The 16,554-nt window shown below is 52.8% G+C and carries 20 protein-coding genes; all 20 read left to right on the top strand.

The annotated features are described in order from the left end of the window. Positions 1–27: 27 nt before the first annotated feature. Positions 28–1,617, top strand: coding sequence for a flagellar basal-body MS-ring/collar protein FliF (gene fliF / locus V3851_RS05165; protein WP_331845455.1), 1,590 nt, complete (start codon positions 28–30; stop codon positions 1,615–1,617). Between the two features lie 11 nt (positions 1,618–1,628). Further along, positions 1,629–2,645: a flagellar motor switch protein FliG gene (fliG, locus tag V3851_RS05160; RefSeq protein WP_331845454.1), complete on the top strand. Its 1,017-nt coding sequence runs from the start codon at positions 1,629–1,631 to the stop codon at positions 2,643–2,645. Further along, a complete protein-coding gene (locus V3851_RS05155; protein ID WP_331845453.1) occupies positions 2,638–3,492 on the top strand; it encodes a FliH/SctL family protein in 855 nt (284 codons plus the stop codon). Before fliG ends, V3851_RS05155 begins: the two co-directional genes overlap by 8 nt. Then, complete coding sequence (fliI, locus tag V3851_RS05150; RefSeq protein ID WP_331845452.1) at positions 3,479–4,798, top strand: flagellar protein export ATPase FliI; 1,320 nt, start codon at positions 3,479–3,481, stop codon at positions 4,796–4,798. The genes V3851_RS05155 and fliI overlap by 14 nt, the downstream gene beginning before the upstream one ends. A 10-nt stretch (positions 4,799–4,808) precedes the next feature. Next, positions 4,809–5,252, top strand: a complete 444-nt coding sequence (gene fliJ / locus V3851_RS05145; protein WP_331845451.1) for a flagellar export protein FliJ — start codon at positions 4,809–4,811, stop codon at positions 5,250–5,252. A gap of 88 nt (positions 5,253–5,340) precedes the next feature. Further along, positions 5,341–6,276 (top strand): MotE family protein, encoded by a 936-nt coding sequence (locus tag V3851_RS05140; protein ID WP_331845450.1) that lies wholly within the window; start codon positions 5,341–5,343, stop codon positions 6,274–6,276. Positions 6,277–6,331: 55 nt separating this feature from the next. After that, positions 6,332–7,750, top strand: coding sequence for a flagellar hook-length control protein FliK (locus tag V3851_RS05135; protein WP_331845449.1), 1,419 nt, complete (start codon positions 6,332–6,334; stop codon positions 7,748–7,750). 18 nt (positions 7,751–7,768) lie between these two features. After that, on the top strand, positions 7,769–8,272 hold the full coding sequence (locus tag V3851_RS05130; protein ID WP_331845448.1) for a flagellar hook capping FlgD N-terminal domain-containing protein: 504 nt from the start codon (positions 7,769–7,771) through the stop codon (positions 8,270–8,272). Beyond that, a complete protein-coding gene (locus V3851_RS05125; RefSeq protein WP_331845447.1) occupies positions 8,269–8,658 on the top strand; it encodes a TIGR02530 family flagellar biosynthesis protein in 390 nt (129 codons plus the stop codon). Before V3851_RS05130 ends, V3851_RS05125 begins: the two co-directional genes overlap by 4 nt. Positions 8,659–8,749: 91 nt before the next feature. Beyond that, a complete protein-coding gene (locus tag V3851_RS05120; protein ID WP_331845446.1) occupies positions 8,750–9,565 on the top strand; it encodes a flagellar hook-basal body complex protein in 816 nt (271 codons plus the stop codon). A gap of 60 nt (positions 9,566–9,625) precedes the next feature. Next, the gene (locus tag V3851_RS05115) at positions 9,626–9,850 is read left to right on the top strand and encodes a flagellar FlbD family protein (RefSeq protein ID WP_331845445.1); all 225 of its coding nucleotides are present in this window, start codon (positions 9,626–9,628) and stop codon (positions 9,848–9,850) included. After that, the gene (locus V3851_RS05110) at positions 9,847–10,320 is read left to right on the top strand and encodes a flagellar basal body-associated FliL family protein (RefSeq protein ID WP_331845444.1); all 474 of its coding nucleotides are present in this window, start codon (positions 9,847–9,849) and stop codon (positions 10,318–10,320) included. The genes V3851_RS05115 and V3851_RS05110 overlap by 4 nt, the downstream gene beginning before the upstream one ends. A gap of 42 nt (positions 10,321–10,362) precedes the next feature. Continuing rightward, on the top strand, positions 10,363–11,361 hold the full coding sequence (gene fliM / locus V3851_RS05105; protein ID WP_331845443.1) for a flagellar motor switch protein FliM: 999 nt from the start codon (positions 10,363–10,365) through the stop codon (positions 11,359–11,361). Continuing rightward, on the top strand, positions 11,351–12,589 hold the full coding sequence (gene fliY, locus V3851_RS05100; protein ID WP_331845442.1) for a flagellar motor switch phosphatase FliY: 1,239 nt from the start codon (positions 11,351–11,353) through the stop codon (positions 12,587–12,589). Before fliM ends, fliY begins: the two co-directional genes overlap by 11 nt. 27 nt (positions 12,590–12,616) lie before the next feature. Further along, positions 12,617–12,982, top strand: a complete 366-nt coding sequence (locus V3851_RS05095) for a response regulator (RefSeq protein ID WP_331845441.1) — start codon at positions 12,617–12,619, stop codon at positions 12,980–12,982. 9 nt (positions 12,983–12,991) lie between these two features. Continuing rightward, on the top strand, positions 12,992–13,534 hold the full coding sequence (locus V3851_RS05090; RefSeq protein ID WP_331845440.1) for a flagellar biosynthetic protein FliO: 543 nt from the start codon (positions 12,992–12,994) through the stop codon (positions 13,532–13,534). After that, positions 13,531–14,298 (top strand): flagellar type III secretion system pore protein FliP, encoded by a 768-nt coding sequence (fliP, locus tag V3851_RS05085; protein ID WP_331845439.1) that lies wholly within the window; start codon positions 13,531–13,533, stop codon positions 14,296–14,298. The genes V3851_RS05090 and fliP overlap by 4 nt, the downstream gene beginning before the upstream one ends. Positions 14,299–14,358: 60 nt before the next feature. Beyond that, positions 14,359–14,628: a flagellar biosynthesis protein FliQ gene (gene fliQ / locus V3851_RS05080; RefSeq protein WP_331845438.1), complete on the top strand. Its 270-nt coding sequence runs from the start codon at positions 14,359–14,361 to the stop codon at positions 14,626–14,628. A gap of 12 nt (positions 14,629–14,640) precedes the next feature. After that, entirely contained in the window at positions 14,641–15,429 is a 789-nt protein-coding gene (gene fliR / locus V3851_RS05075; RefSeq protein WP_331845437.1) for a flagellar biosynthetic protein FliR, read from the top strand. 47 nt (positions 15,430–15,476) lie between these two features. Continuing rightward, on the top strand, positions 15,477–16,535 hold the full coding sequence (gene flhB / locus V3851_RS05070; protein ID WP_414859269.1) for a flagellar biosynthesis protein FlhB: 1,059 nt from the start codon (positions 15,477–15,479) through the stop codon (positions 16,533–16,535). Positions 16,536–16,554: the final 19 nt, after the last annotated feature.

Raw genomic sequence — 16,554 nt, 5'->3', positions numbered from 1 at the left:
TTAGCATGCTTCGGATGAGGTGACATTGTGAATGAGAGAATTGTCCAATACCGGGACAAATTGACCGGGTATTGGAGCCGTTTTAGCAAAAAACAAAAAATATTACTGATTTCCACGATAGGCATTATCTTGTTGGCCATAGTTCTGCTGACCGTACAATTTTCCAAAACGGAGTACGAGGTGGCCTTCACCAATCTCGATTCCACGGATGCCGCGGGAATTATCGAATATTTGGAGTCCGGCGGAATTCCGTATAAACTCGGTCCGGACGGAACGAGCATATCGGTTCCCAGCAAAGACGCGTCCCGCGTCAAGGTCGATGTAGGTTCGCAAGGGATCGTCCAGAACGGATCCATCGGATGGGAAGCTTTTAACGAAAGCTCCTCGCTGATCGGGATGACGGATAATGAATTCAACGTCAAATATAAAAGTGCCTTAAACGGTGAAATTGAACAGCTATTGAAACGAATGCAGGGGGTTAATGATGCTAAAGTGCTGATCAACCTTCCGGCGGAGAACGTATTTGCAAGCCCCAACGAACAGGAGAAAGCATCCGCCTCCGTGGTGGTGTCGTTCAAACCGGGCTATCGTCCGAGCCAGGAAGCGATTGACGGCTATTTCAATCTCGTAAAAACTTCGGTTCCGAATTTGCCGATCGAGAACATATCGCTATCATCCAGCAATGACACAGTGCTGCTGCCGACGGGGCAGGGCGGACAGACCGGTTCGCTGATGACGGCCGTACAGGAAAATATGGCTCTGCAGAAAAAATTCGAGAGCGACGTAAAGCAAAGCGTCAAACAATTTTTGGCGACATTGATGGGCCAAGACAAGGTTGAGGTTCTGGTCACATCCAAGCTTAATTTCGACCAGGTAAGCCAGAAGGAAAATCTCGTGACCCCGGTGGATACCGAAAATATGAAAGGTATCGAGATCAGCGCCCAAAAAATTCAAAAAAGCTATACCGGCGCGGCAAACCCCGAGGGCGGCGTAGCGGGCACCGGAGAAACGGACGTAGCCAACTATCCTGCGGCCGATACGAGCGGCGCAGGCGCATCCTCGGAAGAATCGTCTTCGACGATCAACTACGAGGTCAACCGGATCACCAAAGATATCGTGGCCAGTCCATACGTTATAAAGGATTTAACCATTAATGTGGCCGTTGAACCACCGGATGGGCAACAAACTTTGGACGATACGACCCAAACGGCCATCGAGAACATTTTGACCAACATTGTCGGCTCCTATTTGGCCGATTCAGGTACTACTTATACAGACGCAGATTTGGAGAGAAAAGTTTCTGTTTACTCGCAACCTTTCCACAGCTCGGGGGCAAACACATCCGGTTTGAGCCTTTCCAGTCCGGTGGTATGGGGCGTTGGCGCCGCGGCGCTGCTCGCGATCGCGGGAGTCGTATTCCTGCTGATCCGCCGCAACAGAAACAAACAAGAAGAAGCGGAAGAAGAAATTCCGTTGCCGCTTACGCCGGAGTTTCCTTCCATTAATTTGGAAACTGTCACAAACGAGAACCAAGTGCGCAAACAGCTGGAGACGCTGGCCAAGAAGAAGCCGGACGAATTCGTCAACTTGCTTCGCACCTGGCTGGCTGACGAATAGAGGTGAACGCATTGTCAAAAACAAATTCCCAGGTGTTGAGCGGCAGACAAAAAGCGGCGATTTTGCTGATTACACTGGGCCCGGAAGTATCCGCGCAAATCTTCAAGCATTTGCGTGAAGACGAAATTGAGCAGTTGACGCTGGAAATCGCCAATGTGCGCAAGGTTGACAGCGCCGAGAAAGACATGATCATGGCCGAGTTTCATCAGATCTGTCTTGCCCAAGAATATATCACTCAAGGCGGGATTACGTACGCCAAAGAAATATTGGAGAAAGCCTTGGGTCAATCCAAAGCGATCGACATTATTAACCGGCTGACCGCGACCCTGCAGGTAAGACCGTTCGATTTTGCCCGCAAGGCGGATCCGAACCAGATCTTGAACTTTATTCAGAACGAAAACGCCCAAACGATCGCGCTCGTTCTCTCCTATCTGCAATTTGAGCAGGCGGCGGTAATACTTTCCTCGCTGCCGCAGGAGAAGCAAGCCGAAGTCGCCAGAAGAATCGCCGTGATGGACAGCACTTCACCGGAAGTTATCTCCCAGGTGGAGCGGGTTCTGGAGCAGAAGCTGTCCGCTACGGTAACTCAGGACTATACGAGCGCCGGCGGCATAGAGGCGATCGTGCAGATCCTGAACGGCGTCGACCGCGGGACGGAACGCACGATTCTGGATTCCCTGGAAATTCAGGATCCGGAACTTGCCGAGGAGATCAAGAAGCGGATGTTCGTGTTCGAGGATATCGTCAACATCGACAACCGCTCGATTCAGCGGATCATTCGCGATATCGAAAACGCGGATTTGCAGCTTGCGCTTAAAGTGGCTAGCGAAGAAGTCCGCGAGGCCGTATTCCGTAACATGTCGAAGCGCATGAGCGATACGTTCAAGGAAGAAATGGAATTTATGGGGCCTGTGCGGCTTCGTGACGTGGAAGAAGCTCAAACCCGCATCGTAGCGACTATCCGCAGATTGGAAGACGCAGGGGAGATTATAATCGCCCGCGGCGGAGGAGATGACATCATTGTCTAATTTGATCAAAGTATCCCAATACGTGCCGGTAGACATACTTAAACAGCTCAATGTGGCCAAAACGTATGAAACACACGAGGAACAACGATCAGATGATGATTACCCGGCCGAGGCCAGAGAGGATGAACGGGCGGCACAAGATGCGGCCGCCGAAGAGATCCGGCAGCAAATGCTGGCCGATGCCAAGGAATTCGCGGAAAACGAAATCAGAGCCGCTTCCGAACAGGCCGAACGTCTGCTGGCCGATGCCAGGGAGCAAATCGAGACATGGTGGAACGAACGCAGGGAACAGGATGAACATCTCGTGGAAGCTGTCAAATCCGAAGCGTTCAACGAAGGATTCGAAGAAGGCAAGCAACAGGCCATGCAGGCGCTGGAATCGGAGATCCGGGAGATGATGGATGAAGCGAGCGCCGTCTTGAAGCAGGCCTACGTCGAAAAGGAGCGGATCATTCAGGAAGCCGAGCCGTTCCTGGTGGACTTGAGCTGTGCGATCGCGGAGAAAATTGTCGACAAGCAGCTCGATGTGGAGCCGGATTATACGGTCGAACTGATCAAAAAGAGCCTGTCGCGCAAAAGGGAGCAAGGCGTATTGACGCTCTGCGTGGCGCCGGCCCAATTTGCGTTCGTGCAGGCGGCAAGGGAAGAGCTCAGCCTGGTGATCGATTCCCAGGCCGAGCTGCAAATCCTTCCCGACCCGACCGTTCGGGACCGCGGCTGCGTCATCCGCTCCGTCTTCGGCAGCGTGGACGCACGCATCGACACCCAGCTTGCGGAAATCAAAAAAGAGCTGCTGCGCATTTCGCGGCAGACCGAGGAACGGGGCGAAGTCGATGGCGAGCATTGATGCAGGACGTTATATCGACCACCTGCGGCAGCTTGATCCGGTTCGGATTAACGGCAAGGTAACCCAGGTAATCGGTCTGATGGTAGAATCCGAGGGGCCTGACGCAAGCGTCGGGGATGTCTGTTACATTTATCCGACCAAATCGTCCCAGCCGCTGCAGGCGGAGGTCGTCGGTTTCCGCGACAACAAGGTGCTGCTGATGCCGCTCGGGGAATTGACTTCGATCGGCCCGGGCTGCGATGTCGTCGGAACCGGCAAGCCTTTGACGGTTCAGGTCGGCTCGGAGCTGCTCGGCAAAGTTCTGGACGGATTGGGCCAGCCGCTTGACGGCTCGGTGCTTCCGTCGCGCATGGGGCACTACTCTACCAACAACAAGCCGATGAATCCGCTGAACCGGCCGCGCGTCGTCGAGCCGATCAGCATCGGCGTCAGGGCGATCGACGGGCTGCTGACCATCGGCAAAGGCCAGCGGGTCGGCATTTTCGCCGGTTCCGGGGTCGGCAAGAGTACCCTGATGGGTATGATCGCCCGCAATACGGCGGCGGACGTCAACGTGATCGCCCTGGTGGGCGAACGGGGGCGCGAGGTGCTTGACTTCATCGAGCGCGATCTGGGGCCGGAAGGGCTCGAACGCTCCGTTGTCATCGTGGCGACCTCGGATCAGCCGGCCCTGATTCGGATGAAGGGGGCGCTTATCGCGACCGCGATCGCGGAATATTTCCGCGACAGGGGCCTCAACGTCATGCTGATGATGGATTCCGTCACCCGATATGCGATGGCTTTGCGGGAAGTGGGGCTCGCGATCGGCGAGCCGCCGGCGATGAGGGGCTATACCCCGTCCGTATTCGCGGCCTTGCCTAAGTTGATGGAGCGGGCCGGAACCGGTCCGACAGGTTCGATTACGGCGTTCTACACCGTACTGGTCGACGGCGACGACATGAACGAACCGATCGCCGATGCGGTGCGGGGGATCCTGGACGGACATATCGTACTGAACCGCAATTTGGCGAACAAAGGCCATTTTCCGGCGATCGACATCCTGGCCAGTATCAGCCGTGTAATGAAGGACATCGTCGCCGATGAACAAAACGATGCTTCGGAAAACTTGAAACGGCTGCTTGCGGTCTATAAAGATTCCGAGGATCTGATCAATATCGGAGCGTACCAGCAAGGCTCCAATCCGGAGATAGATGAAGCGATCGGCTATATCCAGAGCATTTGGAATTTTACAAAGCAAAAGGTAAACGAAAAGGTTACGCTGCCGGAAGTGCAGGAACGATTAATTTCCGAATTCGCGAGGAGCTGACAGGTAAAGGATGAAATTCCGTTACGTCTATCAAAAAGTCGTCGACTTGAAAACGAATGAGAAAACCCAGGCCGAATGGATGCTCTCGGCGGCGGTCGGCATTCTCCAGGAGGAGCAGCTATCGCTGGAGCAGCTGCTTGAAGAGCGGGCCCGGACGCATGCCGCGCTTCAAACCGAAATGGAGAATAGGGCTCCGATGATTAAGCTGCAGGAGCTTCAGCGGTATATGGATCATCTCGAGGATTGCATTACCCGGAAAATGGGCGATGTACACCGGGCGGAATTAAATGTGGACAGCAAGAAGAGCGTGCTGAACAGCAAGATGAAGGACGAGAAGGTCTGGCTCAAAGCGAAGGAAAAGGCGAAGGAAAAATTTCAGCATGAGATGCTTCTTCGGGAACAAAACGAACTGGATGAAATCGCTACGGTCCGGTTCGCCATGAGGGCCCGGTAAAGCGCGAACTCAAAAAGCCGCTCGACAGCACACTTTTTGAACCGCTTTTAAAGGAGCTCCGGCGCTGTTTTGCGAAGGAGGAGTGAAGATGGCAAAGACTGAATTGGATGAGGAGCTGGAGCCCGAGGAATCTGGCGGGGGCTTTTCGCGGATATTGTTTTTTCTGACCCCGATATTGTTTACCGTCGTTTTACTCGCCGTGCTTCTGACCCTATTCAATCTTAATTTCAGAAATGCATTGCTGGAAATCGGCGAAAAGATACCGATCGTCAAAAATTTCATTCCGGATTCGGCCGTTTCGGGGTCCGAGAAGGAAAAAGACGATGCCAAGAAGCAGAAAGAGAGCACGGAAGCAACGCTGAAACAGCTTAAAGAGCAGGTGGCCGAGCAGGAAGAGCAATTGAAGGAAGCGAACGAGCAGGTAGCCGAGAAGGACAATCGGGTGAAGGAACTGCAGGAGCAGCTCGACACCGCCCAGGAGACCGCGGAGGAGCAAAAGCAGGCGGAAGAAGAGGCGGCATATCAGAAAGAAGTCAAGAAGCTGGCGCAAATCTATTCCGAAATGAGCCCCAGCAAAGCGGCCGCCATCTTCGACAAGCTTACAACCGAAGAGACGCTGCAGATGTTCAGTGTCATGAGCAATGAAAGCAAGGTAGCGATCCTGGAGAAGATGGATCCGCAAAAGGCGGCCGATATCTCGATTAAGCTCAAGGATGTTAAACCGGCGGAAGATATGGCGATTGCCGCGCTGCAATCCAGGCTCAAGAAGGAAGCGGCCGCGGAGACGCCGGCCCAGCCGGCGAATACCGGACTTGACGATGCGCAGCTTGGCCAAACTTTTGCCTCGATGTCCGCGGATTCCGCCGCCAAGCTGATCATCCAGACTTATAAAGCCAGTCCGGATAAAGCTTTGAAGATCTTAAAAGCGGTCAACGACACGGCGCGCTCGAAAATATTGGACGCGATGACCGAAGAAGACGCCAATTTATCGGTTAAAATCGTTAATCAGCTCGTAAGCAAATAAGTAAGTTGTTCCACCCGGCTTTTATTACCTCTCGGGAAAGGAGGTGAAACAGAAAATGGGTCAAACATTACCAAGCGTATCCGTATCGACAGGATCGGCCGTGAGCGGCTTGTGGAACGGATCGGGCGGCAAGAGCACAGCCGGCCAAGAAGCGGCAGGGGTCACATTCGATCAAACGCTGCTGACCATGCTTGCCGGCGGGGTTAAACCGCAGGAAGGGCAATTTACCGGTCAGTTGGCGCTGCTCGCAGGGCTTGCGAATCAAGGCGAAGGACTGAACGCGGAAGGCGAAGGAAGCGAGGACCTGAACGCATTGCTGGAAGGGCTGATGCAACAGCTTGACGGGTTGGACGAAGCTCTGGCGGAGAACGAAGATCTGCTGGCCATGTTGCAAGGCTGGCTGCTGAATGTTCAAACGCTGCTGCAAAATAACGCAGCCGGGCAAGCGAACGCGGAAGGCGCGGGCGAGATGGCTTTATCCGCATTGGGCGAAAACCCGCAAACCGTTAAATTTGCGGTTCAGGATGCTTTGCTGCAGCTTGCGGCTACTTCGGCAGCTAAGGCTTCAGGAGTTCAAAACGCCGGAGAAGACGCAGTCCAGGCGAAGACACTGATGGAATCGCTGCAAAGTATGCTGGCTTCCGCCGGGTTGAACGGAGAGAAACCGGCAACCGGGAAGACATTCGCGCAAACGGCGCATGCACAGGCAAACCTGTTGGACGGCAATTCCCAGCAGCTTGGTCAAGCGGGACAAACCGGCAACCCGAATCCGCAAATCGACCGGGCGAATGTCCAAATCGTAACGCAGACCGCTAATGCGGCGGAGATAGGCTCCCAGGCGTTAAACATTCCGGCAGTGATCAACGCCGATGATTCCGCGGAAATGGGCAATGAAGGCAACGACGGCGACCATCCGCTGCAATCCGGCAGCATCGTAACCGCAGGGCAACTGGCGCTCCGCGAAAGCGCTACGGCTCCGCTGAAAACGGCCGCGACGCCTCATGTGCCGGTTGAGAAATTCGGCGAGGAGATGGGACGGTTCATCGTAAGCAAGCTGGACATCGTGAAGGCGGGCGGAACGTCCGAAGCGAGAATTTCCCTCTATCCGGAGCATTTGGGCCAGGTTGATGTGAGAATCACGCTGCAAAACGGCCATATGATCGCTCAGTTTATGACGGAGCACGCTTTTGCCAAAGAATCGCTGGAAGCTCAAATGGCTCAACTCCGGCAGGCTTTGCAGGCTCAAGGATTACAGGTCGGCAAGCTTGAAGTGACGCAAAATGCGGCATTGTCCTCCCATATGTACCAGGATGGACGCCAGCAGGGAAGCGGCGGGAATCAACAGCAAGGCGAGAAGCGTCAGCGGGTTGCGGAGGAAATCCAAACCGTGAACGATTTGAGCGAAGAATGGAACGAATGGTTAAGCGGACAGCATGCCGGTGAAGAAGGATATTCCTTCACGGCGAAAGCTTAGGTGAAAGGAGGAAACGGTATGGCGGATGTGATCGCATCAAAGGTTGATTGGCCGAACTATTCATCGTCGAATACGGTGAAAAAGGCGACGGGGGACAGCTCTTTGGGTAAAGACGAGTTCCTGCAGCTATTGATTACGCAGCTATCGAACCAGGATCCGATGTCCCCGCTCAGCGACACGGAATTCATCGCACAGATGGCGCAATTCAGCTCGGTGGAGCAGTTGATGAACATCTCCGGCCAGCTTGATGCCATGAGCCAATCGCTCGGTATGGTCTCCGGTTTGATCGGCAAGCAGGTGACTTGGACCCAGGATGCCACGGGCAATGATTCGCTCGAATATTCCATCGACGGGGAGAACGGTTCGGGGACCACGACCCTAAGCGGCATTGTTGAATCCATTATTGTCAAGGATGGTGTGCAGTACGCTCAGGTGGGAGAATATCAGGTGCCTTTGACCGATATTACCCAAATCCAGGATCCTTCTGAAGGCGGTTCGGATGATGAGGCGAACGCGGAATGAATGAGCCGATTTCAGTAGGGCAGTTATTTCCCGGCAGAGTCGGTCCGGGCGCGCTTCTGCAGCCCAAAAAGCAGACCGCTGCGGATTCCGCCGGTTCGAGAACTTCGTTTAGTGAACTGCTGAACGACAGGCTCCTAAGCTTTAGCAACCATGCGGTAAAACGTTTGGAGCAGCGCGGCATTCAATTGAAACCGGAGCAGATCACCCAGATTGAATCCGCAATTGACAGTGCGGCCGCCAAGGGGGCCAAAGACTCCTTGATTCTAATGAAGGATCTTGCATTCATCGTCAATGTGCACAACCGGACGGTCGTTACCGCCATGGACAGCAAGAGCATGCAGAGCAATGTTTTTACCAATATCGACAGTGCTGTAGTTATTTCATAGGCTGGCCCGGGTACGGATAGCCTTTTCGCGGCCGCTGAACGACGGATGCGGCCGTCAAACCAGATTATAGTTTAAGGAGGATTTACTATATATGCTGAGATCATTGTATTCGGGCGTGTCCGGGATGCGTGGGTTTCAAACGAAGCTTGACGTCATCGGCAACAACATCGCCAATGTAAACACGACGGGGTTTAAATCGAGCAGCGTTTCCTTCAGCGATATCATGAGCCAAACCGTGTCCGGTGTAACGGCTGCGGTCGAAGGGGAAAACGGCGGTGTGAACGCCCAGCAGATCGGCCTCGGCGTTTCCATGGCCGCCATTAATACAAACCATACGAACGGCAGTGCGCAAACGACGAACAATCCGCTCGATTTGCGGATTGACGGGGACGGCTTTTTCTTGGTCAAGCTAACGGCGGAACAAGATCCTCCTTACCTGACCAGAGCCGGGGATTTCCATCTTGACGCTGCACGCCAGCTGGTTACTTCCGACGGGTTGTTTGTCTGCGACATCAATGGAGATCCGATTACCATTAATGATGACACTACCGCGTTTACCATCTCCCAGGACGGAACGATCGTCCAAACATCCGAAGCGGGCACCGATACGGCGGTTGCGATCGGGGTGGGAGTGGTTACCAACCCGGAAGGTCTTGAGAAGATTGGCGGCAATTTGTACCGTATCACGCTTAACTCCAGTTTGGACGGGGAATTTGAACCGCTTGCGGCAAATGACGGCGCGACGGGAACCGGCGCAATTGTAGCCGGTCAGCTGGAGATGTCCAACGTCGAGCTGACGGCGGAGTTTACCGAAATGATCGTGGCTCAGCGCGGATTCCAAGCGAATTCCCGTATCATCACCACTTCCGACAGTATTTTGGAAGAAGTCGTCAATCTGAAGCGTTAGGATGAAGGATAGCGGGGGGAGGATTACCTTCCTTCCCCCCGCTTACTTGGGAGGATTACCATGATTTCTGTAACACGACTCAACGGTTCGCCAATGTGGCTTAACGCGCTCATGATCGAAACCGTGGAAGAAACACCCGATACATACGTAACCCTTGTAACCGGCAAGCGTATCATCGTGCTGGAAAAGGCGGAGGAAGTCATCGCCATGGTCAAGGAGTACTACAGCGAAATCGGCATCCACGCAGCAACCATAAAAGTGCAGCAAACGGAGGAATTGTCATGAAAAAAATGGCGCCATGGCTGATTACGATACTGCTTGCGATTACACTGATCGTAATGGCCGCTTTCCTGCTGGTTAATCAAATGACAGGCCCTGCCAAAGGCGGACAAGTCAAGGCCGCGGTCGACGAGGTAGAACTGCCGAAGCATTTGACGGCGGATGAAATAGTAAGTGTCACTTCGACGATCGATGACATCAAGACGAATCTGTCCGATCCGAACTACGTCGTCATCATGGATTTTGCGTTCCAGCTCGATAAAGACACTTCCAAAGAAGCGTTTGATAAAATCAAAGACTACAAAATCAAGCCGATTATTATTAAAACGCTGGCGGATACAAAGCCGGAAGAATTAACGGGAGCCAAGGGCAAAGACAATTTGAGCTCCAAACTGCTTAACCTGCTCAACAAGTCCCTGCCGGAAGGAAAATTGATTCAAATCGATATTACCGACTTCATCATGTCAACGATCTAGACAATATCGGTCTATGATTATTTTCTTAAGGGGGTGAGATGTATGGTAGATGTATTGTCGCAAAATGAGATCGATGCCTTGCTGGCCGCGCTTTCTTCGGGCGAAATGGACGCCGAGGAGCTGAAAAAGGAAGAAACGCAGAAGAAAATCCGGGCTTACGATTTCAAAAGAGCGGTGCGGTTTTCCAAGGATCACATCCGCAGCTTAACCCGAATTCACGAAAACTTTGCCCGTTTTCTCACCACCTATTTCTCAGCACAGCTACGGACTTTTGTTCAGATCAATGTGGTTCAGGTCGAACAGCTCCCATACGACGAATTCATTCGCTCCATTCCGAAGATGACGATACTCAACATCTTTGAAGCCGAGCCTTTGGAAGGCAGAATGGTGCTGGAAGTTCACCCGAACGTAGCCTTTGCCATGCTGGACAGACTTCTCGGAGGCATAGGAACGGCGCCGTCCAAAATCGGTTCCTTGACGGAAATCGAGACGATTATTATGGAACGGATTTTCAGCCGGGCGTTTGAAAGCCTGCAGGAAGCCTGGAAAACCGTAATCGATATCAATCCGCGGATGGAAGGGCTGGAGACGAACCCGCAATTTATGCAGATCGTTTCTCCCAACGAGACGATCGCACTCATTTCGCTGAGTACGAAAATCGGGGACACGTCGGGCATGATTAATCTTTGTATTCCTCATGTCGTGATCGAGCCGATCATGCCTAAGCTTTCGGTGCACCATTGGTTTGTCTCACAGAAGAAATCGCGTGCTCCCGAAGAGGTCGACGCCTTGCGCCACCGGGTTAATAAGGCTAAGCTGCCGGTCGTGGCGGAGCTCGGTGAATCGCAGATCACCGTCCAGGAATTTTTAAGCCTATCCGTAGGCGATGTTATTTCCTTAAACAAACCGGTTCAGGAGGGGCTCTCCATCCGGGTCGGCGATCGGCTGAAATATATTGGAAGCCCGGGTACGCTCAAAGATCGCGTCGCCGTTCAAATTGATGAAATTGTCAGCGAAGGAGTTGAGGAACTTGACGAGTAAAGATTATTTATCCCAGGAAGAAATAGATGCCCTGTTGAAGCAGACGAGCATGGACTCGGCACCCGAACCGACAGTATCCGATTATTTGTCCCCGCTGGAACAAGACGCGTTGGGCGAGATCGGAAACATCACTTTCGGAAGCGCGGCAACGGCTCTTTCGACATTGCTTAACAAAAAAGTGGATATTACCACGCCTAAGGTATCCATTATTACGCGTTCCCAATTTGAAACCGAGTTTCCCAAACCGCATGTGGCGATCCACGTCCAATATGTGGACGGTTTTGAGGGCGTCAATTCACTGGTCATCAAAACGCGGGACGCTCAGGTCATCGCCGACTTGATGCTGGGCGGAGAAGGAAATCCGGCCGAAGAGGAGCTTAACGAGATTCACATCAGCGCCGTACAGGAAGCGATGAACCAGATGATGGGCTCTTCCGCAACCAGTATGTCGACGATCTTCAACCGGTTCGTCAACATCTCCCCGCCGGGGATCGACATATTGAACATGACGAACGGCAGTGGAGTGGGCAGCCTGCCTTCCGATGAAACGCTGATCAAAATTTCGTTCCGGCTCACGATCGGGGATTTGATCGATTCGACGATTATGCAGCTGCTGACCGTCAATTTTGCCAAAGAGATGGTCGACAGTCTGATCAACGGGTCGTCCTCGGATACGGCGGCTCAAGAAACTGCGGCCGCGGCCGCTCCGGCGCCCGCTTATGAACCGCCTGCGTCGGCCTACGAACCGCCCGCGCCCGCTTACCAGCAGCCGCCGATGTCGGCTCAGCCGACGATGCCGCCAATGCAGCAACAGCCTCCGATGCAGCCGCAGCAAGGCTATTATTATCCGCCTCAGGACCGGCCTTACAGCGAGCCGCAGCATTACGGCGGGATGCCGGGACGCGGGGTGAATGTTCAGCCTGTGCAGTTTGCCAACCTGGCAAATCCGACTTTCGGGCAGGCGGACGTAAATAATTTAAACTTATTGATGGACATTCCCCTTAAGGTCACCGTAGAATTAGGAAGGACCCAAAAGCAAATTAAGGATATCTTGGAATTGTCCCAAGGTTCGATTATCGAGCTGGACAAGCTTGCCGGCGAGCCGGTGGACATTTTGGTGAACAACAAACTGATCGCCAAAGGCGAGGTCGTGGTTATCGACGAGAACTTCGGCGTTCGCGTTACGGATATCGTAAGCCAATGGGACCGCATTCAAAAATTACAATAGTAGAAGTTTAGGGAGGATTTTAAATCAATGGCAAACCGAATTCTAATCGTAGACGATGCAGCTTTTATGAGAATGATGATCCGCGATATTTTGACGAAGAACGGGTTCGAGGTTGTCGGTGAAGCGCAAGACGGCGCACAAGCGATCGAAAAATTCAAGGAGCTGCGCCCCGATCTCATTACGATGGATATCACGATGCCGGAAATGGACGGTATTGCAGCGCTGAAGGAGATCAAGAAACAGGATCCGAACGCTAAAGTGATTATGTGCTCGGCGATGGGCCAACAGGCGATGGTTATCGACGCGATCCAGGCGGGAGCCAAGGATTTCATCGTGAAGCCGTTCCAGTCCGACCGCGTCATCGAAGCTATCAATAAAACGCTTGGTTTGTAGGCCGAAACTATGATTCTGGCACAATCCGAACCGCCGGAGTATGTGGGCGGGGATATCAATATATGGGGTGACCTGGTTACGGTCATCGTTGTATTGGCGATCATCATCGTCTTGATCGTGCTTTTAATTCGCTTTCTCGGCAAGAAGAATCGCTACTTAGCCCAGAGCCGCTCCATCCGCACGATGGGGGCCATCGGCCTGGGACCGAACAAGTCGCTGCAGGTGATCGAAGTCGGAGGCACGATCTATCTTGTCGGTGTAGGCGAAAATATCACTCTGGTCGACAAGATTTCCGATCCGGAAGAAGCGCTACGGTTGCAGCAGGCTTTTGAAGAGGAGGGGACGGAATTTTCCGGCTTTGCTTCGGCCGTTTCCGGACTAATCTCCCGCTTCCGCAAGGAGCCCGAGGAGGTCTCGGAAGAGCTGGAGGGCACCTCCTTTCACGAGGTGTTTCATTCTCAACTGCAAAAGATGCCGAACCGCAAGCGCCAACTGGAAGAACTTATGAAGGATCAGGAAGAACATTCTACAGATCGGTTGAGGGATTCATGAAGAACAAAATCCTAATTGCGACCCTGCTGCTGACTTTATGGAGCGTGTTTGCGGTTGCCGTCGCTTCCGCCGAGCCGGTCGATCCGATTCCCGGCATAAACATTCAAATCGGAGGGGAAGACGCCGGTTCCGGAGCCGGGACGAGCTCATTATCCCTGATTTTGATCATAACCGTGTTAAGCGTGGCTCCGGCCATTCTCGTGCTGATGACCAGCTTTACCCGGATCGTGATCGTGCTTGGATTTGTCCGCAGCTCGCTGGGAACGCAGACGATGCCTCCCAATCAGGTGCTTGTCGGACTGGCTCTGTTTCTTACGCTGTTTGTCATGAGCCCGACATTGTCGACGGTGAACGAGGTGGCTTTGCAGCCTTATATCAAAGGGGAAATAAGCCAGACGGAAGCGCTCGAAAAAGCGGCGGAACCGATGAAGAAATTTATGTACTCGCATACGCGGGAAAAAGACCTGCAATTGTTTATGGGATATACCAAAACCGAAAAGCCGGAGAGCTATGAAGATCTCCCGATTACGGTGCTGGTGCCGGCGTTCGCGATCAGTGAACTGAAGACGGCGTTTCAAATGGGCTTTATGATCTTTATTCCGTTTTTGATCATCGATATCGTCGTTTCCAGCGTATTGATGGCGATGGGGATGATGATGCTTCCGCCGGTGATGATTTCGCTGCCGTTCAAAATTCTGCTCTTCGTGCTGGTGGATGGGTGGTATCTGGTCGTCAAATCGCTGCTTGCCAGCTTCACCCCTTAGCAAGGGCGGACCGGCTCGTAAGCGGGTTATATCAATATTTTGTATGAGGGGGAGACGGTTATGAGTTCGGATTTCATTATTGGTTTGGCCGGACAAGCCGTTTATACCGTTCTGAAGGTCAGCGCCCCGATGTTGCTTATCGGTCTGGTCGTCGGGTTGATCATCAGCATCTTCCAGGCGACAACCCAGATCCAAGAGCAGACCCTGGCTTTCGTTCCGAAAATCATCGCCGTGCTGCTTGCCCTGTTATTGTTCGGGCCGTGGATATTATCGACGCTCGTGGATTTCACTTACGGGATTCTGAACAATCTCTCTAATTATATCGGTTAGGCCTGAGCGAATATGGAGATCATTTTGCACGGAATTTCTGTCTTTTTGTTGATTTTTTGTCGAATGACGGCGTTTTTTACCGTGGCACCCGTGTTCGGCTCGCGTAATATTCCGACGACATTCAAGGTAGGGCTATCCGGAATCGTCTCTCTGCTCATTGTGTTGATCCAGGGAACGAACCAGGTCTTGCCGAATGATCTTGGATATATCCTGCTGATTATGCGCGAGGTGCTAATCGGACTGCTCATGGGGTATGTGGCCAACTTGATCTTTTCCGTAATTCAGACGGCCGGGTCGTTTATCGATATCCAGATCGGCTTCAGTATGGCCAATGTGATCGACCCGATGACCGGGACATCCACGCCCATCATCGGCAATTTTAAGTACATTATCGCCACGCTGCTGTTCCTCAGCATCAACGGGCACCATTATTTGCTGGACGCGGTAATCCGCAGTTACGACTGGATCCCGCTCTCCAATGATGTTTTCCAAAGATTGTATCACGGGAATGTCGCGGAGTTTTTGGTCAGGACGTTCAGCCAGTCGTTTACGCTGGCTTTCCAAATGTCTGCCCCGCTGGTGGTGGCCCTGTTTCTGACGGACGTCGCACTGGGCTTTCTGGCGCGAACCGCTCCCCAGTTTAATGTGTTTGTCATCGGGATTCCGGTGAAAATCATTGTGGGGCTGGCGGTGCTGCTTCTTCTGGTGCCGAGCTTTGTGTACGCGTTTGGACATTTGTTTGAAGTTATGTTTCAGGCGTTGCGCGACTTATTCGGCACGCTGGGAAATCGTCCGACGTAGAAGGGAGATAATCGCTTGTGACCTATCGGTATAGTCTCGATTTGCAGATGTTTGCCGGAGAAAAGACCGAAAAGGCGACGCCCAAAAAACGTCAGGATGCAAGAAAAAAAGGCCAGGTGGCGAAAAGCCAGGAAGTGCCGGGAGCGCTTATTCTTCTAGGCTCTTTTATGTGCCTGATGGCGTTCGGCGGATATATCAAGGACCGGCTGGTATCTTTGTTTAGCGATGTTTTTTATCACCGCCTGACGATGGAGGTAACGCAGGAGAATGTGATGATCATGCTCGGCGACTATGCTGTCCAGATTCTACTGCTGCTTGCCCCGGTATTTCTGGTCGTCGTCGTAATCGGGATCGTTGCCAACTACGGGCAGATTGGTTTTTTGCTAACCGGCGAGCCGCTGAAAATGAAATTAAACAAACTGAACCCCATTCAAGGGTTCAAAAAAATATTTTCGATGCATGCGCTCGTGGAATTTTTAAAATCGGTATTGAAACTGAGCATCATCGGTTATCTGGTCTATTCCACCATTTGGGGGGCAAAGAAGTACATCGCTTCGCTCGGCCTGATCCCGGTGGAACAGGCGTTTCAGTTTACGTCGCAGCTAACGATGAATATGGGCCTGAAAATCGCCGCGGCTTTACTCGTTTTGGCGGCAATGGATTACATGTACCAAAGGTATGAACATGAGAAGAATTTGAAGATGTCCAAACAGGACATTAAGGACGAGTATAAGAAAATGGAAGGCGACCCGCTCATCAAGGGCAAAATCCGGGAAAGGCAGCGCCGCATGGCGATCCAGCGGATGATGCAGGAAGTGCCGAAGGCCGACGTGATCATTACGAACCCGACTCACTTTGCCGTGGCGCTGAAATATGACGGATCGCAAATGGAGGCTCCGCAGGTCGTGGCCAAAGGCCAGGATTTCGTCGCGCTCCGGATCAAGGAGATCGCGAAGGAGCACGGGGTCGTGACTATCGAAAACAAGCCGCTGGCAAGGGCGCTGTTTCAGCGCACGGAGATCGGGGATACGATCCCTGGTGATCTGTTCCAGGCCGTTGCCGAAGTATTGGCTTATGTATACAAATTGCAAGGTAAAGCGAAATAAGATCGGGATCGGAGGAAGA

Origin of the sequence: Paenibacillus haidiansis (assembly GCF_036553665.1) — a bacterium.
Classification (GTDB): domain Bacteria; phylum Bacillota; class Bacilli; order Paenibacillales; family Paenibacillaceae; genus Fontibacillus; species Fontibacillus haidiansis.
The sequence above is the reverse complement of the archived record's forward strand: the minus strand, read 5'-3'. Positions and strand labels throughout refer to the sequence as shown.

Coding starts and splice junctions, on each gene's coding strand:
- fliI (WP_331845452.1), top strand. CDS start 3,479: ATGGCGAGCATTGATGCAGGACGTTATATCGACCACCTGCGGCAGCTT.
- fliJ (WP_331845451.1), top strand. CDS start 4,809: ATGAAATTCCGTTACGTCTATCAAAAAGTCGTCGACTTGAAAACGAAT.
- V3851_RS05140 (WP_331845450.1), top strand. CDS start 5,341: ATGGCAAAGACTGAATTGGATGAGGAGCTGGAGCCCGAGGAATCTGGC.
- V3851_RS05135 (WP_331845449.1), top strand. CDS start 6,332: ATGGGTCAAACATTACCAAGCGTATCCGTATCGACAGGATCGGCCGTG.
- V3851_RS05130 (WP_331845448.1), top strand. CDS start 7,769: ATGGCGGATGTGATCGCATCAAAGGTTGATTGGCCGAACTATTCATCG.
- V3851_RS05125 (WP_331845447.1), top strand. CDS start 8,269: ATGAATGAGCCGATTTCAGTAGGGCAGTTATTTCCCGGCAGAGTCGGT.
- V3851_RS05120 (WP_331845446.1), top strand. CDS start 8,750: ATGCTGAGATCATTGTATTCGGGCGTGTCCGGGATGCGTGGGTTTCAA.
- V3851_RS05115 (WP_331845445.1), top strand. CDS start 9,626: ATGATTTCTGTAACACGACTCAACGGTTCGCCAATGTGGCTTAACGCG.
- V3851_RS05110 (WP_331845444.1), top strand. CDS start 9,847: ATGAAAAAAATGGCGCCATGGCTGATTACGATACTGCTTGCGATTACA.
- fliM (WP_331845443.1), top strand. CDS start 10,363: ATGGTAGATGTATTGTCGCAAAATGAGATCGATGCCTTGCTGGCCGCG.
- V3851_RS05095 (WP_331845441.1), top strand. CDS start 12,617: ATGGCAAACCGAATTCTAATCGTAGACGATGCAGCTTTTATGAGAATG.
- V3851_RS05090 (WP_331845440.1), top strand. CDS start 12,992: ATGATTCTGGCACAATCCGAACCGCCGGAGTATGTGGGCGGGGATATC.
- fliP (WP_331845439.1), top strand. CDS start 13,531: ATGAAGAACAAAATCCTAATTGCGACCCTGCTGCTGACTTTATGGAGC.
- fliQ (WP_331845438.1), top strand. CDS start 14,359: ATGAGTTCGGATTTCATTATTGGTTTGGCCGGACAAGCCGTTTATACC.
- fliR (WP_331845437.1), top strand. CDS start 14,641: ATGGAGATCATTTTGCACGGAATTTCTGTCTTTTTGTTGATTTTTTGT.
- flhB (WP_414859269.1), top strand. CDS start 15,477: ATGTTTGCCGGAGAAAAGACCGAAAAGGCGACGCCCAAAAAACGTCAG.